Below are 18,868 nucleotides of genomic sequence, written 5' to 3' on the forward strand. Positions count from 1 at the left end.
CTGGGATTCAATGCTTCAGGGAAAACTCGACCCGGCTGGGTGCGTCCTTGTCCTTGATGCCTTCCGCCGACAACTCGGGCGCGACCACGAAAATCCGGTCGGCGGGCGCGCCCTGCGCCTGCAAGGCCTCGTACACCGCCTGGGCGCGCGCATCGGCCAGGCGGCGCAACTGCTCGTCGCCCACCGGCGCCGCCTTGCGCAGCAAGTCCTCCATCTGGTCGGGCGGCAGCGATTTGGCCATGCCGATGAAGTTGCGCGGCTTGTTGTCCATCTTGGTGTTGTCGTAGACAGACTCCAGGTACTTGGCGCGATCGGCGGCCGACAGGGGCGTGTCGCTCAAGCGCGTGCTCTTGCCGGTGGCGCGGGCCTGCGCGGCGCGGATGCGCTGGTCGACCCAGGCCTGGCGCAGGCCCTGTTCGTCGGTGACCGGGTCGGCGCGGCCGGCGATGTCCATCTGCAGCGAAGGACGGTCGGCCAGGGCGGTGGCCAGCTTGCCCAGGCGGTCGCGCGCGGTGTCGTCCAGCTTGTCGCTGCCCGGCGCGAACGTCACGTAGGACAGTTCCTCCCCGCCGCCGAAGGCGGAAGCGAGCAGGCTGAAGGGCGAGGTCACCGCCTTGACCACCAGATTGCCGAGGACGCCCAGGATGATGCGGCCGACCGAGAAACTGGGATCGTCCAGCGAGCCCGACACCGGCAGGTCGATATCGATATTGCCGTTGCGGTCCTTCAGCAGCGCCACCGCCAGCATCACGGGCAGCGTCGTGGCGTCCTTGCTGTTGGTCTTCTCGCCGAAGGTCAGTTGATTCAGCAGCACATGGTTGCTGGCCGACAGCGCGCGGTCCTTGATGCGGTATTCCAGGTCCACCGACAGCTTGCCCCGCTTGATCGGGTAGCCGACGTACTTGGAGGAATAGGTGGTGAAACGCGGCAGGTCGACGCCGCGGGCCGTGGCCTTGAGGTCCAGGGTCAGGAATTTGGCGAAAGGGTTGACCACGCCGCTGATGGACAGCGGCGCGGTGCGGTAGACGCGGCCGTTGACGCTGACCTTGGCGGGCTGGGGATTGGTCGACGACAGCGCCGAGACCGAACCGCTGACGCTGGACAATTCCGCGGTGTAGTTGGGCTTGACGAAGCGGTCGTTGAAGGTGGCGCGGCCGTTCTTCAACGTGACGCTGCGCACGGTGATGTCCGGCATGCCGCCGCCCGACTTGCCCGCGGGGGCGGGCCGCGGCGCGGCGCGCGTCTGCGTGTCCTGCGTGATGGAGCCGCCGGCCTTGCCGGGCTCGGCCACCAGGTCCATGACGTTCAGCCGGCCTTCGCCGTTGAGCAGCACATTGCCGTAGAAGTCGTCCAGGACGATGTCGCCCAGGTCCAGGCGCGGCTTGTCGCCCACCACCTGGATGGCCATGTTGCTGAAGGCGAGCGTCTTCCAGGCCAGGAACTCGGCCCGGTTGACGCGATCCAGCAGGTTGAGGTCGTCGACGTTGACGGCGCCCGTCCAGCTCGCCTGCATGGGCTTGCCGCCGGCCGCCGCCGTGAATTTGGCCTCGCCCTTGGCGCCCACCGAAATCGAGCGCACGGTGGCGTTGAGGCTGGACGCGGCGTAGGGCGCGAAGCGCGCCAGGTCCAGCTTGGACAGATCCACCTTGGCGCTGACCTGCAGGGGTTGCAGCGCAAAGCTGCCCTGCGTGGCGAGCGCGCCCTGACCCAGCAGGCCGTCGGCCTTGAGGTCGAAGTTCGACGAGCCGGAACCCAGGGTCCACTTGTCGACCGCCAGGGCCAGGTGCTTGAGGCCGACGTCCACGGCCGGGTTGACGCTTTCGTCGCGCGCGGCGATGTCGGCCGCGTCGACCTTGATGTCGCTGGCCTCGACCGCCAGCACGTTGTTGCGGTCGGCCACGTTGACCTGCGCGGACACGCCGACCGTGCCGCTTTGCAGCAGCACCGGCGCGGCGTTGCGCACGGCTTGCGCGAAGGGCGCCAGCGGCAGGCTGGCCGCGCGCACGTCCAGGTCCAGGGCCAGCGGCTGCATGATCAGCTTGCCGACGCCGCGCAGCTTGGCGCCGTCGGCGTTGTCCATGGTCAGCCAGAGGCCGATGGGCTGGTCCTTGGGTTGCGGGAAGCGGACCTGCTGGACCGTGACGTCCAGCTTTTGCAGCGCATAGTCGAGCTTGGTGGCGGCGTCGCGCAGGTGCACGTTGCCGTTGCCGATGTTGATGGCGCCGACCGTCACCTGCCAGGGCGTGGAAGCGTCGTGCCGGGGCGCGGGCGCGGGCGCGGGCGCGGGTGTGGGTGTGGCGGGAGCCGGAGTGGCGCCATTGCCCGACGGCGCCGCCGGCGTTGCGGCTGCCGCCGCGGCGGGCTTGCCGGCGGGCGGAGGCGCGGTGGCCGTGGATGCGGCGGCGGGGGCGCCAGCGGGCTGAGCAGCGGCGGGTTGGGCAGTGACAGCCGGAGCAGGCTGGGCAGGGGCGGATTGCGCGGCGGCGGCGTCCTTGGCGTCCCCGCCCTGGCCCGTGGCCGCCGAGGGCGGCGCCATGGTCTTGACGGTGGAGACGGCGGGGGCGCCCGTCGTCTTGTCGCCCGCGCCCAGGCGCTGCAACTTGTCGATGATGTCCAGCCAATTGATCCGCTGGTTGGCGTCGCGCCGGGTCTGGATGCGCGGGTCCAGCAGCTCGACCTCGCCGATCGCCGCCGTGCGGCCGATGACGTCCACGTCGACCTGCCGCACGTTCAGGCTGCGCCAGGCCGCCAGCTCGTCGCCGGCGCTCTCGCGCAGGTCGAAATCCCGCACGCCGAGGCTGCCGGTGACCCGCAGCTTGACCGGCGCATCGTGCGGCTGCTCGAAGGCGATGTGCAGGTCGGAATCCAGCAGGCCGTGCTGGAGCTTGATCGGCATCGGCGCCGGCCAGGCATCGGCCCATTGATCCAGCGCCAGGCCGGTGAACACCACGTCCAGCGTCGACGCCGGCACCTTGTCGAACGGCCGCGCCGTGCCGCGCATGTCGAAGGGACTGCCGTTGATGCGCGCGTGGAAACGGGGCAGCACGTCGATGTCCGTGGCGTAGCCGAAATTCGAGATGAAGGGCACGCCCAGGGCGATTTCATCGATGACCTGCTTGCGGCCGGTGACCTTGTCGTCCAGCGTGATGGACCCGCCCTTGAGCAGCATGTTGTTGAGCGAGAAGCGCGGCAGCGGCTTGTCCTTTTCCTCCTCCGGGACCGGCGGCTGGGCCGCGGCCATGTCGGCCAGCTTCTGCTGGATGTCGGAGAAATTGAAGCGGGCCGGCCCTTCGCGCACCAGCGCCACCTTGGGCTCGCGCAGCTCCAGGCGGTCCACCACCGGCGCGAACCAGACCAGGGACCGCCAGGCGACGCTGGCGTTGGCCTCGCCCACCGCCAGCAGCGGCGTCGGCGAGCCCGGCTGCGCGACCTGCAGGTCGTGCACGCGCAATGTCAGCGTGAAGGGATTGAAGGTGATCTTGCCGACCTGGACCTCGCGGCCCAGCATTTCCGCGACCTGCCCGGTCAACGCCTTGCGCGTGAAATTCGGCACCTGCCACGCCGCCAGGGCGAAGACCAGGAGTATGAAGCCGACAATACCCAGACCGATGCGGCCCAGCCGCCGCGAAAATCGTATCCTGGGTATCCGCAAAGACATTGAAGCGTTCTCCTGTAGGCTACGGGCGATTATCGCCCCCGACGCATGAATGCGTCCATTATCATTGATAGGCTCGCCGGGCCCGGCGGCCGGATCTGGTCGCGGCGCCCGGGTCCGCCGGCGAACCGGTTTCGGATTTCGGGTTTCGGTTTTTGAATTTCGCATCCCGCCGTTCGCGGCGGGCCGCGGCCCCGCCGCCGCCCGGGGCGGAGCATGCGGGGCCTTGGCGGGAACGAAACCGAATAGTGTCCGAATTCCGTCGCCGCGTCCGCCTTTATGCCCGGGCAATTCGTTTCAAACCTTGACCACGAGGCCTCGCGACCCCGAGGTCCCGGCGCTCAAGGTCTCGACAAATCAAGGCCTCGGGACCTGCCGACCATCCGGCCCCCCGGCCTGTGACTATCTATCCACCCGGCCTCGCGGCCGCTTGCCCTGGAGCCTCCCCGGCCTTCCCCCACCGCCATGTCTTCCACTCCTCCCACATTGAGCCACCTCGACGAATCCGGCCAGGTCCGCATGGTCGACGTCGGCGACAAATCCAGCACCGCGCGGATCGCCGTGGCCTCCGCCCGCGTGCGCCTGAACGCCACGGCCTACGGCCTGCTCACCCAGCCCGGCCGCGGCAAGGGCGAGGTGCTGAACACCGCCCGCGTGGCCGGCATGCTGGCCGCCAAGCGCTGCGCCGACCTGATTCCCCTGTGCCACAGCCTGCCGCTGTCCTTCGTCGGCGTGGACTTCGCGCTGGACGACGCCAGCCACACGGTGTCGGTGCGCGCCACCTGCCGGACGGATTTCAAGACGGGCGTGGAAATGGAAGCCATGACCGCCTGCAGCGTGGCCGCCCTGACCGTCTACGACATGTGCAAGGCGGCCGACAAGGGCATCGTCATCGAGCAGGTCCGCCTGGAATACAAGGCGGGGGGCAAAAGCGGCGAATGGCGGGCCCCGACGGAGTAGAATTCCGGGTGGATTTCTGCCCGCCTGGGCGCGGAGGTGCGCGGTGAACGGCGCAATGATCACGAGTGGCGAACCCGCTTCGTCCACGGCCGCCGGCGCGGCCATCCAGCTTCTTTATTTCGCCCGCGTGGCCGAGCTCACCGGCCGCCGCGCGGAGCGCTATGCGCTGCCGGGCGGCGGCCCGGTCACCGGCAGCGACCTGCTGGCGCAACTGGGCCAGCGCTATCCCGAGCTGGCCGGCGCCAGCCGCCTGCGCCTGGCGGTGAACCAGACCCATGCCAAGCCCGGCGTGCTGATCCATGCCGGCGACGAGGTGGCGGTCTTCGAACCCGTCACCGGAGGCTGAGGCCATGATCGTCGTCCAGGAAGCCGACTTCGACGCCGGCGCCTTGCAGGCGGCCCTGCGCGATCGCTGCGCCGGCGCGGCGGGCGCGCTGGTGACCTTCACCGGCTACGTGCGCGACTTCTCGTCCGGCGACGCCACCCGGACGCTGACGCTGGAACACTACCCCGGCATGTGCGAGCGTGAACTGGAGGACATCGCGAAGCAGGCGTGCGAACGCTGGCGCGTGGTGGACTACGTCATCGTGCATCGCGTGGGCACGCTGCCGCGCAATGCCCAGATCGTTTTCGTGGCGGCCGCCAGCGCGCATCGCGGCGACGCCTTCCAGGCCTGTGAGTACATCATGGACGCCCTCAAGACGCGGGCGCCGTTCTGGAAACGCGAGACCCTGGCCAGCGGCCGCAGTTTCTGGGTCGAGCAAAAGCAAAGCGATACCGACCGCGCCTGTTCCTGGGACGGTCATTCCTCGAAGGAAGCATCATGATCGACCAGAAAAACGACAAGAAACTGTCGCTGGCCTGCGCCGTGCTGACCGTCAGCGACTCGCGCACCGCGGGCAACGATACCTCGGGCAACTGGCTGGCCGAAACCCTGGCCCGCGACGGGCACAACTGCGTGCGGCGCGACCTGGTCAAGGACAACGTCTACGCCATCCGCCGCATTATCAGCGAGTGGATCGACGACGCCGCCGTGCAGGTCATCATCACCAACGGCGCCACCGGCTTCTCGCACCGCGACGCCATTCCGGCGGCGGTCACGCCCCTGTTCGACACCGAGATCCCCGGCTTCGGCGAACTGTTCCGCCAGATCTCCCACGCCGACATCGGCAGCTCGACCATCCAGTCGCGCGCCCTGGCGGGCATCGCCAACGACACCGTCATCTTCTGCCTGCCCGGCTCGACCAGCGCCTGCGAAGCCGCCTGGAACAATATCCTTTCCGAGCAGTTGGACAGCCGCCACAAGCCCTGCAACTTCGCCTCGCACTTCAAAAACCGATGACCCCGGCGGGCCTCGCGCCCGCCCGGGCCGTCCCCCACACGGAACGCCGCATGCTGGAATTCGACGACGCCCAACGACAACTGGCGCAAGGCGCTGCCGCGCCCACCCGCAGCACGCGCGTGCCGCTGCACCAGGCCCCCGGCCTGGTGCTGGCCACCGACATCGCCGCCACCCTGGACCTGCCGCCGGCCGACAACAGCGCCATGGACGGCTACGCCCTGCGCTACGAGGACTACGCGGCCGCCGGCGGCGCCCATCGCGCGCTGCCGGTCCAGCAGATCGTCTACGCCGGCCAGGCGCCCGCGGCCCAGGCCCCGGGCCAGCTCACGCGCCTGTTCACCGGCAGCCTCATGCCCGCCGGCGCCGACACCGTGGTCATGCAGGAAGACACGCGCGTCGTGGGCGACGGCGTCGAGATCCTGGCCGAGCCCAAGCCGGGCCAGCACGTGCGCCTGCGCGGCGAGGACGTGTCAGCCGGCCAGCCGCTGCTGGCCGCCGGCACCCGGCTGGAGGCGGCGCACGTGGCGCTGCTGGCGTCGCAGGGCATCGCCGAAGTCACCGTGCACCCGGCGGTGCGCGTGGGCATCCTCACCACCGGCGACGAGCTGGTGACGCCGGGCGAGCCGCGTTCCAGCCACCAGATCTACAACTCCAACGGCGTCATGCTGGCCGCGCTGGTCAACGGCATGGGCGCGCGCGCCACGCACGTGCTGCACGCGCGCGACGACGAAGCCAGCCTGCAGGCCGCGTTGCGGACGCTGACCGACGAATGCGACCTGGTGCTCAGCGTCGGCGGCGTTTCGGTCGGCGACAAGGACCTGGTCAAGCCGGCCCTGGAAAGCCTGGGCGGCACACTGGCGCTGTGGAAAGTGCGCATGAAGCCCGGCAAGCCGGTGGCCATGGCGCACGTGGGGGGCAAGCCCATCGTCTGCCTGCCGGGCAATCCGGTGTCGGCCTACGCGGTCTTCACCGTGCTGGTCACGCCCTTGCTGCGCCGCATGCAGGGACGCACGGAAATCTTTCCCCAGGTCAGCTACCTGACCCTGCGCACGCCCAAGCCGCGCCACGACGCGCGCGAGGAGTTCCTGCGCGTGAAGCGCGTGGTCAATGCGGGTAGCGTCGGGGAATTGCAGGTGTTCGACCGCCAGAGTTCAGGGGTGATGAGTTCGCTGCCCTGGGCCACGGGGCTGGCGCGCATCCCGGCCGGCGTGCCCGTGTACGACGGCGAAAAAGTCGCGTACTACGATTTCCGCCACTGGCAGGCCTGAGGCCCGGCCCCGGCGTCAGGCCCCGTCAGGGACCTGCCCGGGAGCTGCGTCATGGCCGGTCTTTTCGGCCCGATGGCGCCAGCGTGTGCGCCTGCGCCAGTTCGGCCGACGTGTTGAGATTCATGAAGGCGGCCTCGTCGTCGAAGGCTACTTCGACGCAGCCGTTGCGGTCCTGCCAGCGCTCCACCTTGCGCTCGCCGGCGTCGAGATAGGCGCGCAGCGAAGGCAACAGGTCCGCCGGCAGCAGCATGCAGACCGACTGGCGATGGCCGCCGGCGCGGGCCACCGCGATGCGCGCCGCGCCCGCCGATTGCCCGCCCGCCATGGGGGCTGACGGCGGTGCCGCCGCGGCGTCCTGTGCGCGTCCGGCCTCGGCATGCAGCGCCAACGCCAGCCGTTCGACCAGGTCGCCGGGCAGGAAGGGCGTGTCGCAGGGCACGGTCGCCACCCATGGCAAGGGGCTGCCCGCCAGGCCCGCCGCCACGCCGGCCAGGGGCCCTTGCCAGGCCCCATGCGCCGGATCGTCGGCCAGCACCGGCCCATAGCGCGCATAGACCTCCGCGTTGCGGTTGGCGCTGAGGACCAGCCGCGCCACCTGCGGCGCCAGCGCGCGAGCGACGTGCTCGACCAGCGGCGCGCCGCGCAGGGGCGCCAGGCCCTTGTCGATCTCGCCCATGCGCGAGCCGCGACCGCCGGCCAGGATCAGGCCGGCGATATTGCCGCCGGCGCCCGCCAGCGGCAATGCGCCAACGGCCCGCGCGCGCATCGCCGGATCAGCCACCGATGTAGCTCATTTCGATCTTGTGCTCGCCGGCGGCGGCCAGGCCGGCATCCGCCTGCGCGCGATGTTCGGAATAGTTGTCGCCGCGCCCGCGCCAGATGCCCGCTAGGGCTTGCGCCAGCCGCGTCTCGTCGGCGCCGCCGCGCAGCAGTGCGCGCAGATCGTGTCCATGGGTGGCGAACAGGCACAGGAACAACCGCCCTTCGGGCGACAGCCGCGCGCGCGTACAGCCGCCGCAGAAAGCCTGCGTCACGCTGGAGATCACGCCGATCTCGCCGGCGCCGTCGGCATAGGCCCAGCGCGCGGCCACGCGGCCCATTTCCTCGTCCTGCAAGGGGCGCAGCGGCCAGGCCTCGGCCAGGCGCGCCACCACGTCGGCGCTGGGCACGACCTCGGCCATGTTCCAGCCGTTGGTGCTGCCCACGTCCATGTATTCGATGAAGCGCAGGATATGGCCCGAGCCGCGGAAGTGGCGCGCCATCGGCAGGATCTGGTCGTCGTTGGCGCCCTTGCGCACCACCATGTTGACCTTGACCGGCGCCAGGCCGGCGGCCGCGGCGGCCGCGATGCCTTCCAGCACGCGGGCGACGTCGAAATCGCTATCGCTCATGCGCGCGAAGACGGCGGGGTCCAGCGCGTCCATGCTGACGGTGACGCGGTCCAGGCCAGCGTCCTTCAGCGCCTGGGCCTTGCGCGCCAGCAGGCTGCCGTTGGTGGTCAGCGTCAGTTCCGGCTTGCGGCCTTCGGGCGTGCGCAGCTCGGCCAGCAGGGCCACCAGGGTCTCGATATTCCTGCGCAGCAGTGGTTCGCCGCCCGTCAGGCGGATCTTGCGCACGCCCATGGCGACGAACACGCGCGCGGCGGCGGCGATTTCCTCGAAGGTCAGCAGGTCGCGATGGGGCAGGAATTCGTGATGCTTGTCGAAGACCTCGCGCGGCATGCAATAGGTGCAGCGGAAGTTGCAGCGGTCCGTGACCGAGATGCGCAGGTCGCGCAAGGGCCGCCCGCGCGTGTCGAGCAGGGGCTCGCCATGCGCGGGCAAGGGGGCGAACGCGCGGGCCGGCGCCGGCGCCAGGCCCGCCGCCTCGCGGCGATCGGTCAGGAAAATCACTCTGGACATAGGAGAATCATAGCTTTTACGGGCCGTCCCCGCCGCCGGACTTTTCCCGGCGGCCCGCCATGGCGGCGCGATTGCCCATCCGTTTCCCCGGCGCCGGCGTGGTATACAACTCTTTTCATCCCAAGCACGGACCCGCCGCCGCGCCGCCGCGGCCGCCGGTCCCTTTCCGCGACATCATGGACACCGATTCCCCGGCGCATCCCACCTGGCTTCCGGCCCAGGTCCTGCGCGTGCGCGACGGCCGGCTGGCCGAGGCGCCGCAAACCGACCGCCTGGCCGAGGAAACGCCCATCGCGCTGGAATACAACGGCATCAGCCACGCCACCATGCTGGCGACCCCGGCCGACCTGGAGGATTTCGCGCTGGGTTTCTCGCTGACCGAAGGCATCGTGGAGAGCGCGCGCGACGTGCGCGGCATCGAATTGCGCGAGGAATGCGACGGCGTGGTCGTGGAAGTGGAGATTTCCAGCGCCTGCGCCGCGCGCCTGAAGGAACGGCGCCGCGCGATGTCCGGGCGCACCGGCTGCGGCCTGTGCGGCGTCGAGACCCTGCCCGAAGTCGTGCGCGACGTCGCGCCCGTGGCCGGCGCGCCCGCCCTGCCCTTGGCCGCGGCTCTGGCCGCCATGCAAGCCCTGCGCGAGCGCCAGCCGCTGCACACCGCCACCGGGGCCACCCACGCCGCCGGCTGGGCGGACGCCGACGGCCGGCTGCAATGGGTGCGCGAGGACGTCGGCCGCCACAATGCGCTGGACAAGCTGGTGGGCGCCCTCGCCCGCGCGGACGTCGGCGCGGCGCAACGGGCGGGCAGCCTGATCGTCGTCTCCAGCCGCGCCAGCTTCGAAATGGTGCAGAAAACCGCCGCCGCCGGCGTCGGCATGCTGGCCGCCGTGTCCGCGCCGACCGCGCTTGCGCAGCGCCTGGCGCAACGGCTGGGCGTGGGCCTGATGGGCTTCATGCGCGGCGACGACGCCACGGTCTACGCCCGCCAGGAACGCATCGCCGGCTGATGCGCCGCGCCGCTAGGCCCGCTCTCGCAGATAGGCGCTGGGGGCCGCGCCGAAACTGCGGCGGAAGGCCGCGGTGAACGCGCTGGGGCTGTTGTACCCATGCTCCAGCGCCACCTCCAGCACGGACGCGCCCGCCGCCAGGCGGGGCAGGCTGAGCAGCAGCTTGGTCTCCCGGCACCACTCGCCCAGGTTCATGCCGGTCTCGCGCAGGAACAGGCGGGCCAGGGAACGCGGGTGCATGTGCAGCACGCGCGCCCAGGCCGCCAGGCTGACTTCCTGCGCCGGATCGCGCACCAGGCCGCGGCACAGCCGGGCCAGGCCCGTGTGGGCCGGCATGGGCACGTGCAGGGACAGGGGCTGGGCGCGTTCGATCTCGTCCAGCACCAGCGTCATCAGGTGCTCGTCACGGCCGCCGGTCACGTAGTCGCGCGGCAGATCGACCGCCGCGATCACCAGTTCGCGCAATAGCGGGCCGACTTCGAAGACCTGGCAGCTTTCCCACAGCCCCGGCCGCAGGCCCGGCTCCACGAACACCGTGCGCATGGCCACGTCGCCCGCCATCGCGATTTCATGCCGGGTGCGCGGCGGTACCCAGACCGCCCGTCCCGGCGGCACCACCCAGCTTCCGATCGCCGCCCGCACCAGCATCACGCCGGAAATGGCGTACAGCATCTGCCCGCGCCGGTGCGCATGGGGCGGGATGACGGTCCCGTCGGGCGGATCCATCGCATACGCCACCACCGGCCGCACGGTCTGCTCGCCATGCACCAGGGCCCGGTCGCCGGCGCCGATGTCCAGCCAGTCCTGGCTGTCGTCGGCCACGGGCGGCGCGGCCCAGGCGCGGTCGCGCGGCGAAGCGGGGGTGAACAGGGGCGCGCCCGCGGTTCCGGCGGCGGCGTTTCCCGATGCTGCGCGCATCCTGGTTTTGGTCTTGTCCATTTCCCGACGACGAAAGTAGTTTTATAGAGAGAATTCCAACCCCTGCCTTTTTAGCATGTCTTTTTCTCGACGAAAGGCCCGGCACGATCGCGCCAGGCCATCCCATGCGACAAGAAGCCACGCAAATGCACGCACATCGCCATTCCCATCCCAAGCCGGACCGCGTCCGGCTGGGCCTGCTGACCAGCACCCATGCGGTCAACGACCTGTACCAGGGGCTGGTCCCCGCCCTGCTGCCCTTCATGGTGCTGGAGCGCGGCTACAACTACACGGCGGCGAGCGGCCTGATGCTGGCCGCCACCGGCCTGTCCAGCGTCGTGCAGCCGCTGTTCGGCCTCTACGCCGACAAGGCGCCGCGCGGCTGGATGGTCCCCCTGGGCTTTCTCGTGGCGGCGCTGGGGCTGGTGCTGGCGGGCATGAGCGGCGGCAGCTACATCGCGACCTGGCTGGCCGCGGCGCTTTGCGGCCTGGGCATCGCCGCCTATCACCCGCCCGCGACCGTGGCGGCGCGCGCGGCGGGCGGCGGTTCGCAACGGGCCATGAGCGTCTTCGCGGTGGGCGGCACGATAGGCGCGTCGTTCGCGCCCTTCCTGGCCAATGCCGTGGTGGGCGGCGGCGCGCTGGACCGCAGTTGGCTGCTGGCCCTGCCCGCCGTGCTGATGGCGATGCTGTGGCTGGCCGCCACCACCGGCGCGTGCAAGCGCGGCGGCGCGCATGCCCAGGCGCGCAGGATCGCGGATCACGCGACCAACGACTGGCGCGCGTTCGCGCTGCTGTGCGGCGTGATCGTCGGCTGGTCGATTCCCTATGTCACCGTGCTGTCCATGCTGTCGCTGTACGTCACGCGCGAACTCGGCGGGGCGCCGTACATGGGCGCGGCGGCGCTGACCAGCTTCACCGCCGCCGGGGCGGCGGGCACGCTGCTGGGCGGCTGGCTGGCCGACCGCTGGGGCCGCATGCCGGCCATCCGGCTCGGCTACATGCTCGCCCTGCCCGCCATGGGCGGCCTGGCGCTGGCGCCCGACGCCGTGTGGGCATGGTGCTGCACGGGCGCGCTCGGGGTCGCCATGTTCCTGCCGTTCTCGGCGCAGGTGACGCTGGCGCAGGACTACCTGCCGCGCAATCCCGCCACCGCCAGCGGCATCACGCTGGGCCTGGCCATGTCGATCGGCGGCATGGTGTCGCCGCTGTTCGGCCTGCTGTCCGATGCGCGCGGGCTGCGCTATACGCTGACGTGCGTCCTGGTGGTCCTGGCGGTGTCGGCCGCGCTGGCGCTGCGGATGCGCAACCGCAGCGTGTCGACGGCGATCGGCGTCGAAGGGGCCGCTCGGGCGTAAAGCAATGACCATGCGGCGGCAAGGGCCCACGCCCGCATAGGGCAAAAAGCCCCGCCATCCTGAAGGAGGGCGGGGCCATGCCTAAGTCTGGCAAGGGGCATCGGAGCGCAAACGCCCCGAGCCGGAGAACTGGGTGCCAGAAGTGGACGCCAGAAAACTGGACGCCGCGGAAGCGCGCTTTACTTCTCTTTTTCTTCCTTGACGCGATACACGAGCACCGCCGTGTGCGCCAGCGACAGCACCTTGGCCGTCACGCTGCCCAATAGCAGGCGCGACAGGCCGCTGCGGCCGTGGCTGCCGATGAAGATCAGGTCGCAGCCCGTTTCCTGGGCGGCCTGCACGATGCCGTCCGCCACGTTGAAGTTGGACACCGCGCGCGAAGTCGCCTTCACGCCCGCCGTTTCGGCGCGGTCCATCACCGCCTTCAGATAGCGGGTCGATTGCTCGGCCGAGGCTTTTTCGTAGTCTTCGTCGGTGATCGCATAAGCGGCCGCCATGCCGTCGAATCCGATGGTCGCGGCGAAAGGCTGGGTGACGTACAGCGCGACCACTTCGGCGCCGACGGACCGGGCGAAGCAGACGCCGGCATTGGCGGCCTGGGCCGACAAGGGCGAACCGTCAGTGGGAATCAGGATTTTCTTGAACATGGTGCCTGCTCCTGGAACGTGGAAATTTCAATTTACAGGAAAACAGACGCACGCGGATGAGCATTCGCCAGGGGACGAGCCGGGGGCCGCGGCGCCGCCGGGCATCAGCTCTGCTGCGCCGCCAGAAAAAGATTGGTGCAGCGCGTGCCCGAACGGCAGTAGGCCAGCACCGGCGTGGGCATGGTGCGCAGCAGTTGCGCGAAGTGGGCCACGTCCTCGGCCGTCATGGCGCCGCTGACGATGGGCTGGTATTCGACCTGCAGGCCGGCGTTCAGGGCGGCTTCCGACACCTGGGCGGCGGTGGGCTGGTCCTGGCCGCCTTCGTAGTCGGGACGATTGATGATCACGCTCTTGTAGCCGGCGGCGGCCACGGCGGGCATGTCATCGGGCGACAGTTGGGGAGCGACCGAGAAATCGTCGGTCAGCACGCGGACGGAAAGAGACATGATGGCTTCCTTGAAGGGTCGGCAGCCCGCGTCGCGCCAGGCGCGGCGGCGGGCCTGAAACCGACAGTATATTCAGGAAATCGCGGCGCGAATCCGGTGCGGCGCGGGCCGTCCGGCAGCCGCGCCACGGCGCGCGGACGCCGCGGCAAGCGCCCGCGCCGATCGGCCGCGGCAGGCCTCGCCGTCCCGGCCCCCGCCCGCGCAGTGCGGAGCAATCATGCGCGGTCCGGCCCCCCGTGCAGCGCCGCCAGCTTCTTCCACGCCGCCTGGTTGTCCACCATGCTGACCGAGAATCGCATATAGGTCGACGGCGCCTGGGTCGGCGAGAACAAGGTGCCGGGCGCGAGCAGCAGGCCCTGCCCGGCCGCCGCGCGCGCCAGCGATTCCGAGTCGCGGCCGCAATCGGCCCAGACGAACATGCCGGCCGGGGGCGGCTGAGGGATCTGGAAGCCCAGCCGCAGCAACTGCCGCACGCAATGCTCGCGGGCGTGATCGACGCGATTGCGCACCCGCTCCATGTGCAGGCGGTACTGGCCCTCGGCCAGGATACGGTGCACCACCCGCTCGCCCAGTTCCGACGAGGTCAGGCCGGACAGCATCTTCAGGTCGGTCAGTTGCTGCTGTATGGCCGGCGCCGCCGCCACGTAGCCGACGCGCAGGCTGGCCGCCATCATCTTGGAAAAGCCACCGACGAAAATCACCCGCTGCAAACGGTCCAGCGTCGCCAGGCGCATGGCCTTGCCGGGATGCAGCTCCGCGTAGGTATCGTCCTCGACCAGCATGAAATCGTGCTTCTCGGCGATGCGGAGCACGTCGTAGAGCGCGCCCGCCGGCAGGCCGTGGCCGGTCGGGTTGTGCACGGTGCTGTTGACGATGAACAGCTTGGGCTTGTGCTGCGCGGCCAGGCGCTCCAGCGCCGGCATGTCGTAGCCGTCGGGGGTGCGCGGCACGCCCACCACGCGGGCGCCGAAGGCGGCCAGGCGGCCGAAGATCAGGAACCAGGCGGGATCCTCCACCAGCACGGTGTCGCCCGGACGCACCAGCAGCCGGGCGATCAGGTCCAGCCCCTCCGTCACGCCGGCGGTCGTCAACAGGTTTTCCTCCGCGTGCGCGGGAATGTCCATGCCCTGCAACTGCGCCGCGAGCTGCTGGCGCAGGGCCGGGAAGCCTTGCGGATGGCCATAGCTGACGAGATGGCCGCGCACGCTGCGCCCGACCGCGCGCACCGCGCCGGCCACCATCTCGGGATCCAGCCATTCGGGCGGCAGCAGGCCGGCGCCGCCCGGCATGTCGGGCGTGGCGGCTTCGCGGAACATGCTGCGCAGCAGCCACGCGATGTCGATGCGCGCCGGCGCGTGCGGCGCCTGGGGCGCGGCCGCCGGCTGCGGCGGCAAGGCGCGCGGGGCCACGAAAAAGCCCGCGCCGCGGCGGGAATTCACCAGGCCGCGCGCCGCCAGCTTCTCGTAGGCCTCGACCACGGTGAAGCGGCTGACGCCGGCCTGCCCGGCCATGGCGCGGATGGAGGGCAGGCGCGCGCCGGGGCGCAGGACGTCGTCCTCGATGCGCCGCGCGAGATCGGCGGCCAGTTGCGTCGCCAGGGTGGTGTCGGCGCCGCGCACGGGCTGCCACGAAGAGGAGGTATCCATGAAGCGCAGGGAGCGAGGAGGGAAACTGTCATGGCCGCAGGACCAGGCCAGTTATCGGAACTATCCGACCAAGTGTACCGGTACTGTACCGCACACCTTACGTAGAGTGTCAGGCACGCGGCGGACCGGCAATCCGGATTCGCCCTGATGCCGGAGACATGCATGCCACCCCCCGCTTCTTCCCTGCCCGCCCCACCGGAGGCCCTGCCCTCCGCCACCCGGCCCCATCATCGCTGGGACGGTTATGGCCACGGTCTGGTGGGCGTCCTGATCTTCAGCCTCACCCTGCCGATGTCGCGCCTCGCCGTGGCCGAGCTGCATCCCCTGCTGGTCGGCCTGGGACGGGCGCTGGCGGCGGCGGTGCCGGCCATCCTGCTGCTGTGGCTGACGCGCAGCCGCCGCCCCAGCCGCGACGAATGGCGCGCGGTCGTCCTGGCGGCACTAGGCGTGGTGGTGGGCTGGCCACTGGCCTCGACGCTGGCCATGCGCACCGTGCCGTCGGCCCATGCCGCCGTCATCAACGGCCTGCTTCCGCTGTGCACGGCGGCCTTCGCCGCCCTGGGCAGCGGCGAACGCCCCTCCGGCCGCTTCTGGCTGTGGGCCGTGGCGGGCGCAGCGCTGGTCGTCGGCTTCGCGCTGCGCGAAGGCGGCGGCGCGCCCCAGCCGGGCGATCTCTGGCTGCTGCTGGCGGTGCTGCTGGGCGGCATGGGCTACGCCCAGGGCGCCCGCGCGGCCCGCACGCTGGGCGGATGGCGCACCATCTGCTGGGCCCTGGCCATCAGCGCGCCCTTCATCGCCGCGCCCGTGGGCTGGCTGGCCTGGCAGGCGCCCTCCGCGCCTTCGGCCACGGCGTGGCTGGCCCTGGCCTACCTGTCGTTCTTCTCCATGTTCATCGGCTTCTTCGCCTGGTATCGCGGCCTGGCGCAAGGCGGCATCGCGCGGGTCGGCCAGGTGCAATTGCTGCAGCCTTTCCTGACCGTCCTGGCCGCCGGCCTGCTGTTCCACGAAACCGTGCCGCCCGGCACGCTGCTGTGCGCGCTGGCGGTGATCGCCGTGATCGCGGGCGGGCGCCGCGCCGCCGTGCGTGGAGCGCGTCCATGAACGACTTTTCCACTCATGTGCCGCTGCTTTCCGGGAGCCTGCTCGCCCCCTTGGCCCTGTTCGCGCTGGTCAGCTCCATCACCCCCGGGCCGAACAACGTCATGCTCGCCGCGTCGGGTCTGAATTTCGGCTTCCGCCGCACCCTGCCGCACCTGCTGGGCGTGTCCATCGGCTTCACGCTGATGATCCTGCTGGTGGGGGCCGGCCTGGGCACGGTCTTCCAGAACGCGCCGGCGCTATACGTGGTGCTCAAGTACGCCGGCGCGGCCTATCTGCTCTACCTGGCCTGGAAGATCGCCCGCGCCGGCGAGCTGAGCGAGGACGGCCGCCGCGCCCGGCCCATGACCTTCCTGCAGGCCGCCGCGTTCCAGTGGGTCAATCCCAAGGCCTGGGTCATGGCGGTCGGCGTGGCGGCCGCCTACATTCCCGCCGACGGCTTCTACGCCAACCTGCTCGTCGGCACCCTCGTCTGCGGCGTCATCAACCTGCCCAGCGTGGGGATGTGGGTGATGTTCGGCAGTTCCCTGCGCGGCCTGCTGCGCCAGCCCGCCGCCGTGCGCCTCTTCAACGGCGGCATGGCCCTGCTGCTGGTGGGATCGCTGTATCCGGTGGCGGCGGATCTGGCCCGCGCCTTGGCGGGAAACTGAAGGGCAGGATAGACTGGAGCGCGGCCCGGGAACCTGGCCGCCGTGCCCCGGTCTACCTGATATGTCCCTGTCTCGACGTCTCCCCCTCCGCAGCCTGCTGGCGCTGATCCTGATGGCGGCCCTGTGCGTCTTCGGCTGGATCAAGCTGGACGCCTGGCAGCGCCAGGCGATCTTCGCGTCCGCCACCGGCGACCGGCCCTGGTTCCGCGACCCGCCCGCAGGCACGGAAGTCTTCGACCTGGACGTGGCGCCCGGCCAGAAAGTCCATGCCTGGTTCTGGAAGAGTCCCGACCCGCAGGCCGCCACCGTGCTCTATCTGCACGGCGCGCGCTGGAACCTGAACGGCAGCGCCTTTCGCATGACGCGCTGGACGGAACTGGGATATTCGGTGCTGGCGATCGACTATCGCGGCTTCGGCCAGTCCACGCCCCTGCTGCCTTCCGAAGCCTCGGCCGGGGTGGACGCCGCCGCGGCCTTGCGCGAGCTCGCGCGGCGCCAGCCCGATCCCGGGCGCCGCTTCATATACGGCCACAGCCTGGGCGGCGCCATCGCCATCGACCTGGCGACCCGCCAGGGCACGCCGCCCTTCGCCGGCCTGATCGTCGAATCCAGCTTCACCAGCATCGACGCCATGCTGCGCACGCTCAAATGGGGGCGGCTGCCGGGCGCCGGCCTGCTGGTCACGCAACCCTTCGACTCCGTCGACAAGATAGCCCGGCTGCGCACGCCGGTCCTGTTCATCCACGGCACCGCGGACACCGTCATTCCGTCCACCATGAGCGACCAGCTCTATGCCGCCGTCCACGATGTCGCCCCGCCGCTGAAACGGCTGGTGAAAATCGAAGGGGCCTCGCACTCCGGCGCGGTGCGCAGCGGCGCGCGCTACGATCGCGCGGTGCAGTCTTTCATCCGCGACGCCCGCGCGGCGTGGACGACGACGCAGCGGCGCGCGGACCGTCCCGCCGCCGCCGGCCCCGCCGCCACGGCCGATCCGCCGGCGCCCGCCTGAGCGCCGGGGCGCGCGGGCCGGCGCTTGCCTGCCGTGGGTGGGGTACCTGCCGGAGCTTATCTGCCGGGGCTTATCTGCCGAAGCCCGCCTGCCGAAGCTTCTCTGCCGGGCCTTACCGGCTGGCCTTCATGCGCAATACCATCGATGCGTGGCCGCCGCGCGGCAACTGGCGCGCGACGCGCAGACCCTCGCGCAGCAGGACCTCGGCGAAACCGGCATCGTTCAGCACCTGGAACTCGGCGCCGCGTTGCGCCGCCATGTCGGTGTCGCCGGGATAGGGCATGGCCGGATGGCACATCAGCAGATCGCCGTCCTGCATGTTCTCCAGCCACAACGGCAACAGCGCCGCATACGCCGCGCTGCCGCCCTGGAAGTCATAGACGCCCAGCAGGCGGCGATTGCTGCGCAGGCCCGCCGCCGCGGCCGCGCGGCCGAACCCATAGGCGCCCAGCGCGCCGATGACGCGCGCCTTCCAGCGCAGCGCCGCGGGCAGGCCCGCCTGGCGGCCCGGCGCCGAGCACCGCACCCAGGGCGCCTGCGCGCCGTAGCGGCGCGCGATGGTTTGCAGCAGCGCTTCGCGTATCTGCGGCAACTGGTGCACGTGCTGATGGCCGTCGACGAAGTCCGGACGCCGTCCCATGGCCGCCTCGAAGGCGTCGAGCTGGCGTTCGATCTGGCGCGCCACGCGCGGCACGTCCAGGGTGCGCGCGTAGCTGCGCGCGATCAGTTGTGGCAAGGGCAGATACAGGCCCGGCTGACCCAGGGCTTCGGTGAAATTCAGGTGCACGCCGGCATCGACGTCCAGCTCGCCCAGGCTGCGCGCGTCCTGCTGGAAAGCGGGCGCGTGCGTCATGCAGCTCACCGCGCTGAGACGGCGCTTGCGCGCAAGCGCGAGGATGCCTTCGTCGATCGCCGCGTTCATGCCAAAATCGTCGGCGCAGACGATAATGCGCCGCGGACTGC

Annotated in this window: 18 protein-coding genes; 10 read left to right on the forward strand and 8 right to left on the reverse strand. The window is 70.7% G+C overall.

Annotated features, from left to right (window positions below):
- Window positions 1–7 precede the first annotated feature (7 nt).
- Window positions 8–3,658 (reverse strand): DUF748 domain-containing protein, encoded by a 3,651-nt coding sequence (locus CAL29_RS26235; protein WP_094855842.1) that lies wholly within the window; start codon window positions 3,656–3,658, stop codon window positions 8–10.
- A 462-nt stretch (window positions 3,659–4,120) separates the two neighbouring features.
- Here CAL29_RS26235 and moaC point away from each other — a divergent pair, with 462 nt between their 5' ends.
- Genes moaC through CAL29_RS26260 form a run of 5 tightly spaced genes read left to right on the forward strand, consistent with a single transcriptional unit; the run spans window position 4,121 to window position 7,225 of the window.
- Window positions 4,121–4,615 (forward strand): cyclic pyranopterin monophosphate synthase MoaC, encoded by a 495-nt coding sequence (gene moaC / locus CAL29_RS26240; protein WP_094855843.1) that lies wholly within the window; start codon window positions 4,121–4,123, stop codon window positions 4,613–4,615.
- A gap of 55 nt (window positions 4,616–4,670) precedes the next feature.
- Window positions 4,671–4,961, forward strand: a complete 291-nt coding sequence (locus tag CAL29_RS26245) for a MoaD/ThiS family protein (RefSeq protein WP_094855844.1) — start codon at window positions 4,671–4,673, stop codon at window positions 4,959–4,961.
- Window positions 4,962–4,965: 4 nt separating this feature from the next.
- Entirely contained in the window at window positions 4,966–5,442 is a 477-nt protein-coding gene (locus CAL29_RS26250) for a molybdenum cofactor biosynthesis protein MoaE (protein ID WP_094855845.1), read from the forward strand.
- On the forward strand, window positions 5,439–5,957 hold the full coding sequence (gene moaB, locus CAL29_RS26255; protein WP_094855846.1) for a molybdenum cofactor biosynthesis protein B: 519 nt from the start codon (window positions 5,439–5,441) through the stop codon (window positions 5,955–5,957). Before CAL29_RS26250 ends, moaB begins: the two co-directional genes overlap by 4 nt.
- Before the next feature lie 50 nt (window positions 5,958–6,007).
- Window positions 6,008–7,225, forward strand: coding sequence for a molybdopterin molybdotransferase MoeA (locus CAL29_RS26260; RefSeq protein WP_094855847.1), 1,218 nt, complete (start codon window positions 6,008–6,010; stop codon window positions 7,223–7,225).
- Window positions 7,226–7,274: 49 nt separating this feature from the next.
- On the opposite strand, the gene mobA is transcribed toward CAL29_RS26260, so the two are convergent.
- Window positions 7,275–7,991 carry a molybdenum cofactor guanylyltransferase gene (gene mobA / locus CAL29_RS26265; protein WP_094855848.1) on the reverse strand — a complete coding sequence of 239 codons (717 nt, stop codon included), beginning with the start codon at window positions 7,989–7,991 and terminating at the stop codon, window positions 7,275–7,277.
- A gap of 7 nt (window positions 7,992–7,998) precedes the next feature.
- On the reverse strand, window positions 7,999–9,126 hold the full coding sequence (moaA, locus tag CAL29_RS26270) for a GTP 3',8-cyclase MoaA (RefSeq protein WP_094855849.1): 1,128 nt from the start codon (window positions 9,124–9,126) through the stop codon (window positions 7,999–8,001).
- 176 nt (window positions 9,127–9,302) lie between these two features.
- On the opposite strand from moaA, the gene fdhD reads away from it, so the two are divergent.
- The gene (gene fdhD / locus CAL29_RS26275; RefSeq protein ID WP_094856925.1) at window positions 9,303–10,133 is read left to right on the forward strand and encodes a formate dehydrogenase accessory sulfurtransferase FdhD; all 831 of its coding nucleotides are present in this window, start codon (window positions 9,303–9,305) and stop codon (window positions 10,131–10,133) included.
- Window positions 10,134–10,145: 12 nt separating this feature from the next.
- On the opposite strand, the gene CAL29_RS26280 is transcribed toward fdhD, so the two are convergent.
- Window positions 10,146–11,051, reverse strand: a complete 906-nt coding sequence (locus tag CAL29_RS26280) for an AraC family transcriptional regulator (RefSeq protein ID WP_094856926.1) — start codon at window positions 11,049–11,051, stop codon at window positions 10,146–10,148.
- 146 nt (window positions 11,052–11,197) lie between these two features.
- Between CAL29_RS26280 and CAL29_RS26285 the strand changes: the two genes are divergently transcribed.
- Complete coding sequence (locus tag CAL29_RS26285) at window positions 11,198–12,409, forward strand: MFS transporter (protein WP_094856927.1); 1,212 nt, start codon at window positions 11,198–11,200, stop codon at window positions 12,407–12,409.
- Between the two features lie 179 nt (window positions 12,410–12,588).
- Here CAL29_RS26285 and CAL29_RS26290 read toward each other — a convergent pair whose 3' ends face one another.
- The 3 genes from CAL29_RS26290 to CAL29_RS26300 all read right to left on the reverse strand — a co-directional run bounded on the left by CAL29_RS26290 (window position 12,589) and on the right by CAL29_RS26300 (window position 15,121).
- Entirely contained in the window at window positions 12,589–13,056 is a 468-nt protein-coding gene (locus CAL29_RS26290) for a universal stress protein (RefSeq protein ID WP_094855850.1), read from the reverse strand.
- Window positions 13,057–13,160: 104 nt separating this feature from the next.
- Window positions 13,161–13,502: a TIGR01244 family sulfur transferase gene (locus CAL29_RS26295; protein ID WP_094855851.1), complete on the reverse strand. Its 342-nt coding sequence runs from the start codon at window positions 13,500–13,502 to the stop codon at window positions 13,161–13,163.
- 215 nt (window positions 13,503–13,717) lie between these two features.
- Window positions 13,718–15,121 carry an aminotransferase-like domain-containing protein gene (locus CAL29_RS26300; protein ID WP_179284260.1) on the reverse strand — a complete coding sequence of 468 codons (1,404 nt, stop codon included), beginning with the start codon at window positions 15,119–15,121 and terminating at the stop codon, window positions 13,718–13,720.
- A 189-nt stretch (window positions 15,122–15,310) separates the two neighbouring features.
- Between CAL29_RS26300 and CAL29_RS26305 the strand changes: the two genes are divergently transcribed.
- From CAL29_RS26305 to CAL29_RS26315, 3 genes are all read left to right on the forward strand, one after another.
- A complete protein-coding gene (locus CAL29_RS26305) occupies window positions 15,311–16,249 on the forward strand; it encodes a DMT family transporter (protein WP_094855853.1) in 939 nt (312 codons plus the stop codon).
- Window positions 16,246–16,896: a LysE family translocator gene (locus tag CAL29_RS26310; RefSeq protein WP_094855854.1), complete on the forward strand. Its 651-nt coding sequence runs from the start codon at window positions 16,246–16,248 to the stop codon at window positions 16,894–16,896. The genes CAL29_RS26305 and CAL29_RS26310 overlap by 4 nt, the downstream gene beginning before the upstream one ends.
- A 61-nt stretch (window positions 16,897–16,957) precedes the next feature.
- Window positions 16,958–17,905, forward strand: a complete 948-nt coding sequence (locus CAL29_RS26315) for an alpha/beta hydrolase (protein WP_094855855.1) — start codon at window positions 16,958–16,960, stop codon at window positions 17,903–17,905.
- 112 nt (window positions 17,906–18,017) lie between these two features.
- Here CAL29_RS26315 and CAL29_RS26320 read toward each other — a convergent pair whose 3' ends face one another.
- Window positions 18,018–18,827, reverse strand: coding sequence for a ChbG/HpnK family deacetylase (locus CAL29_RS26320; protein ID WP_179284192.1), 810 nt, complete (start codon window positions 18,825–18,827; stop codon window positions 18,018–18,020).
- Window positions 18,828–18,868 lie beyond the last annotated feature (41 nt).

The sequence above is a fragment of the Bordetella genomosp. 10 genome, assembly GCF_002261225.1.
Taxonomy (GTDB): Bacteria; Pseudomonadota; Gammaproteobacteria; order Burkholderiales; family Burkholderiaceae_B; genus Bordetella_C.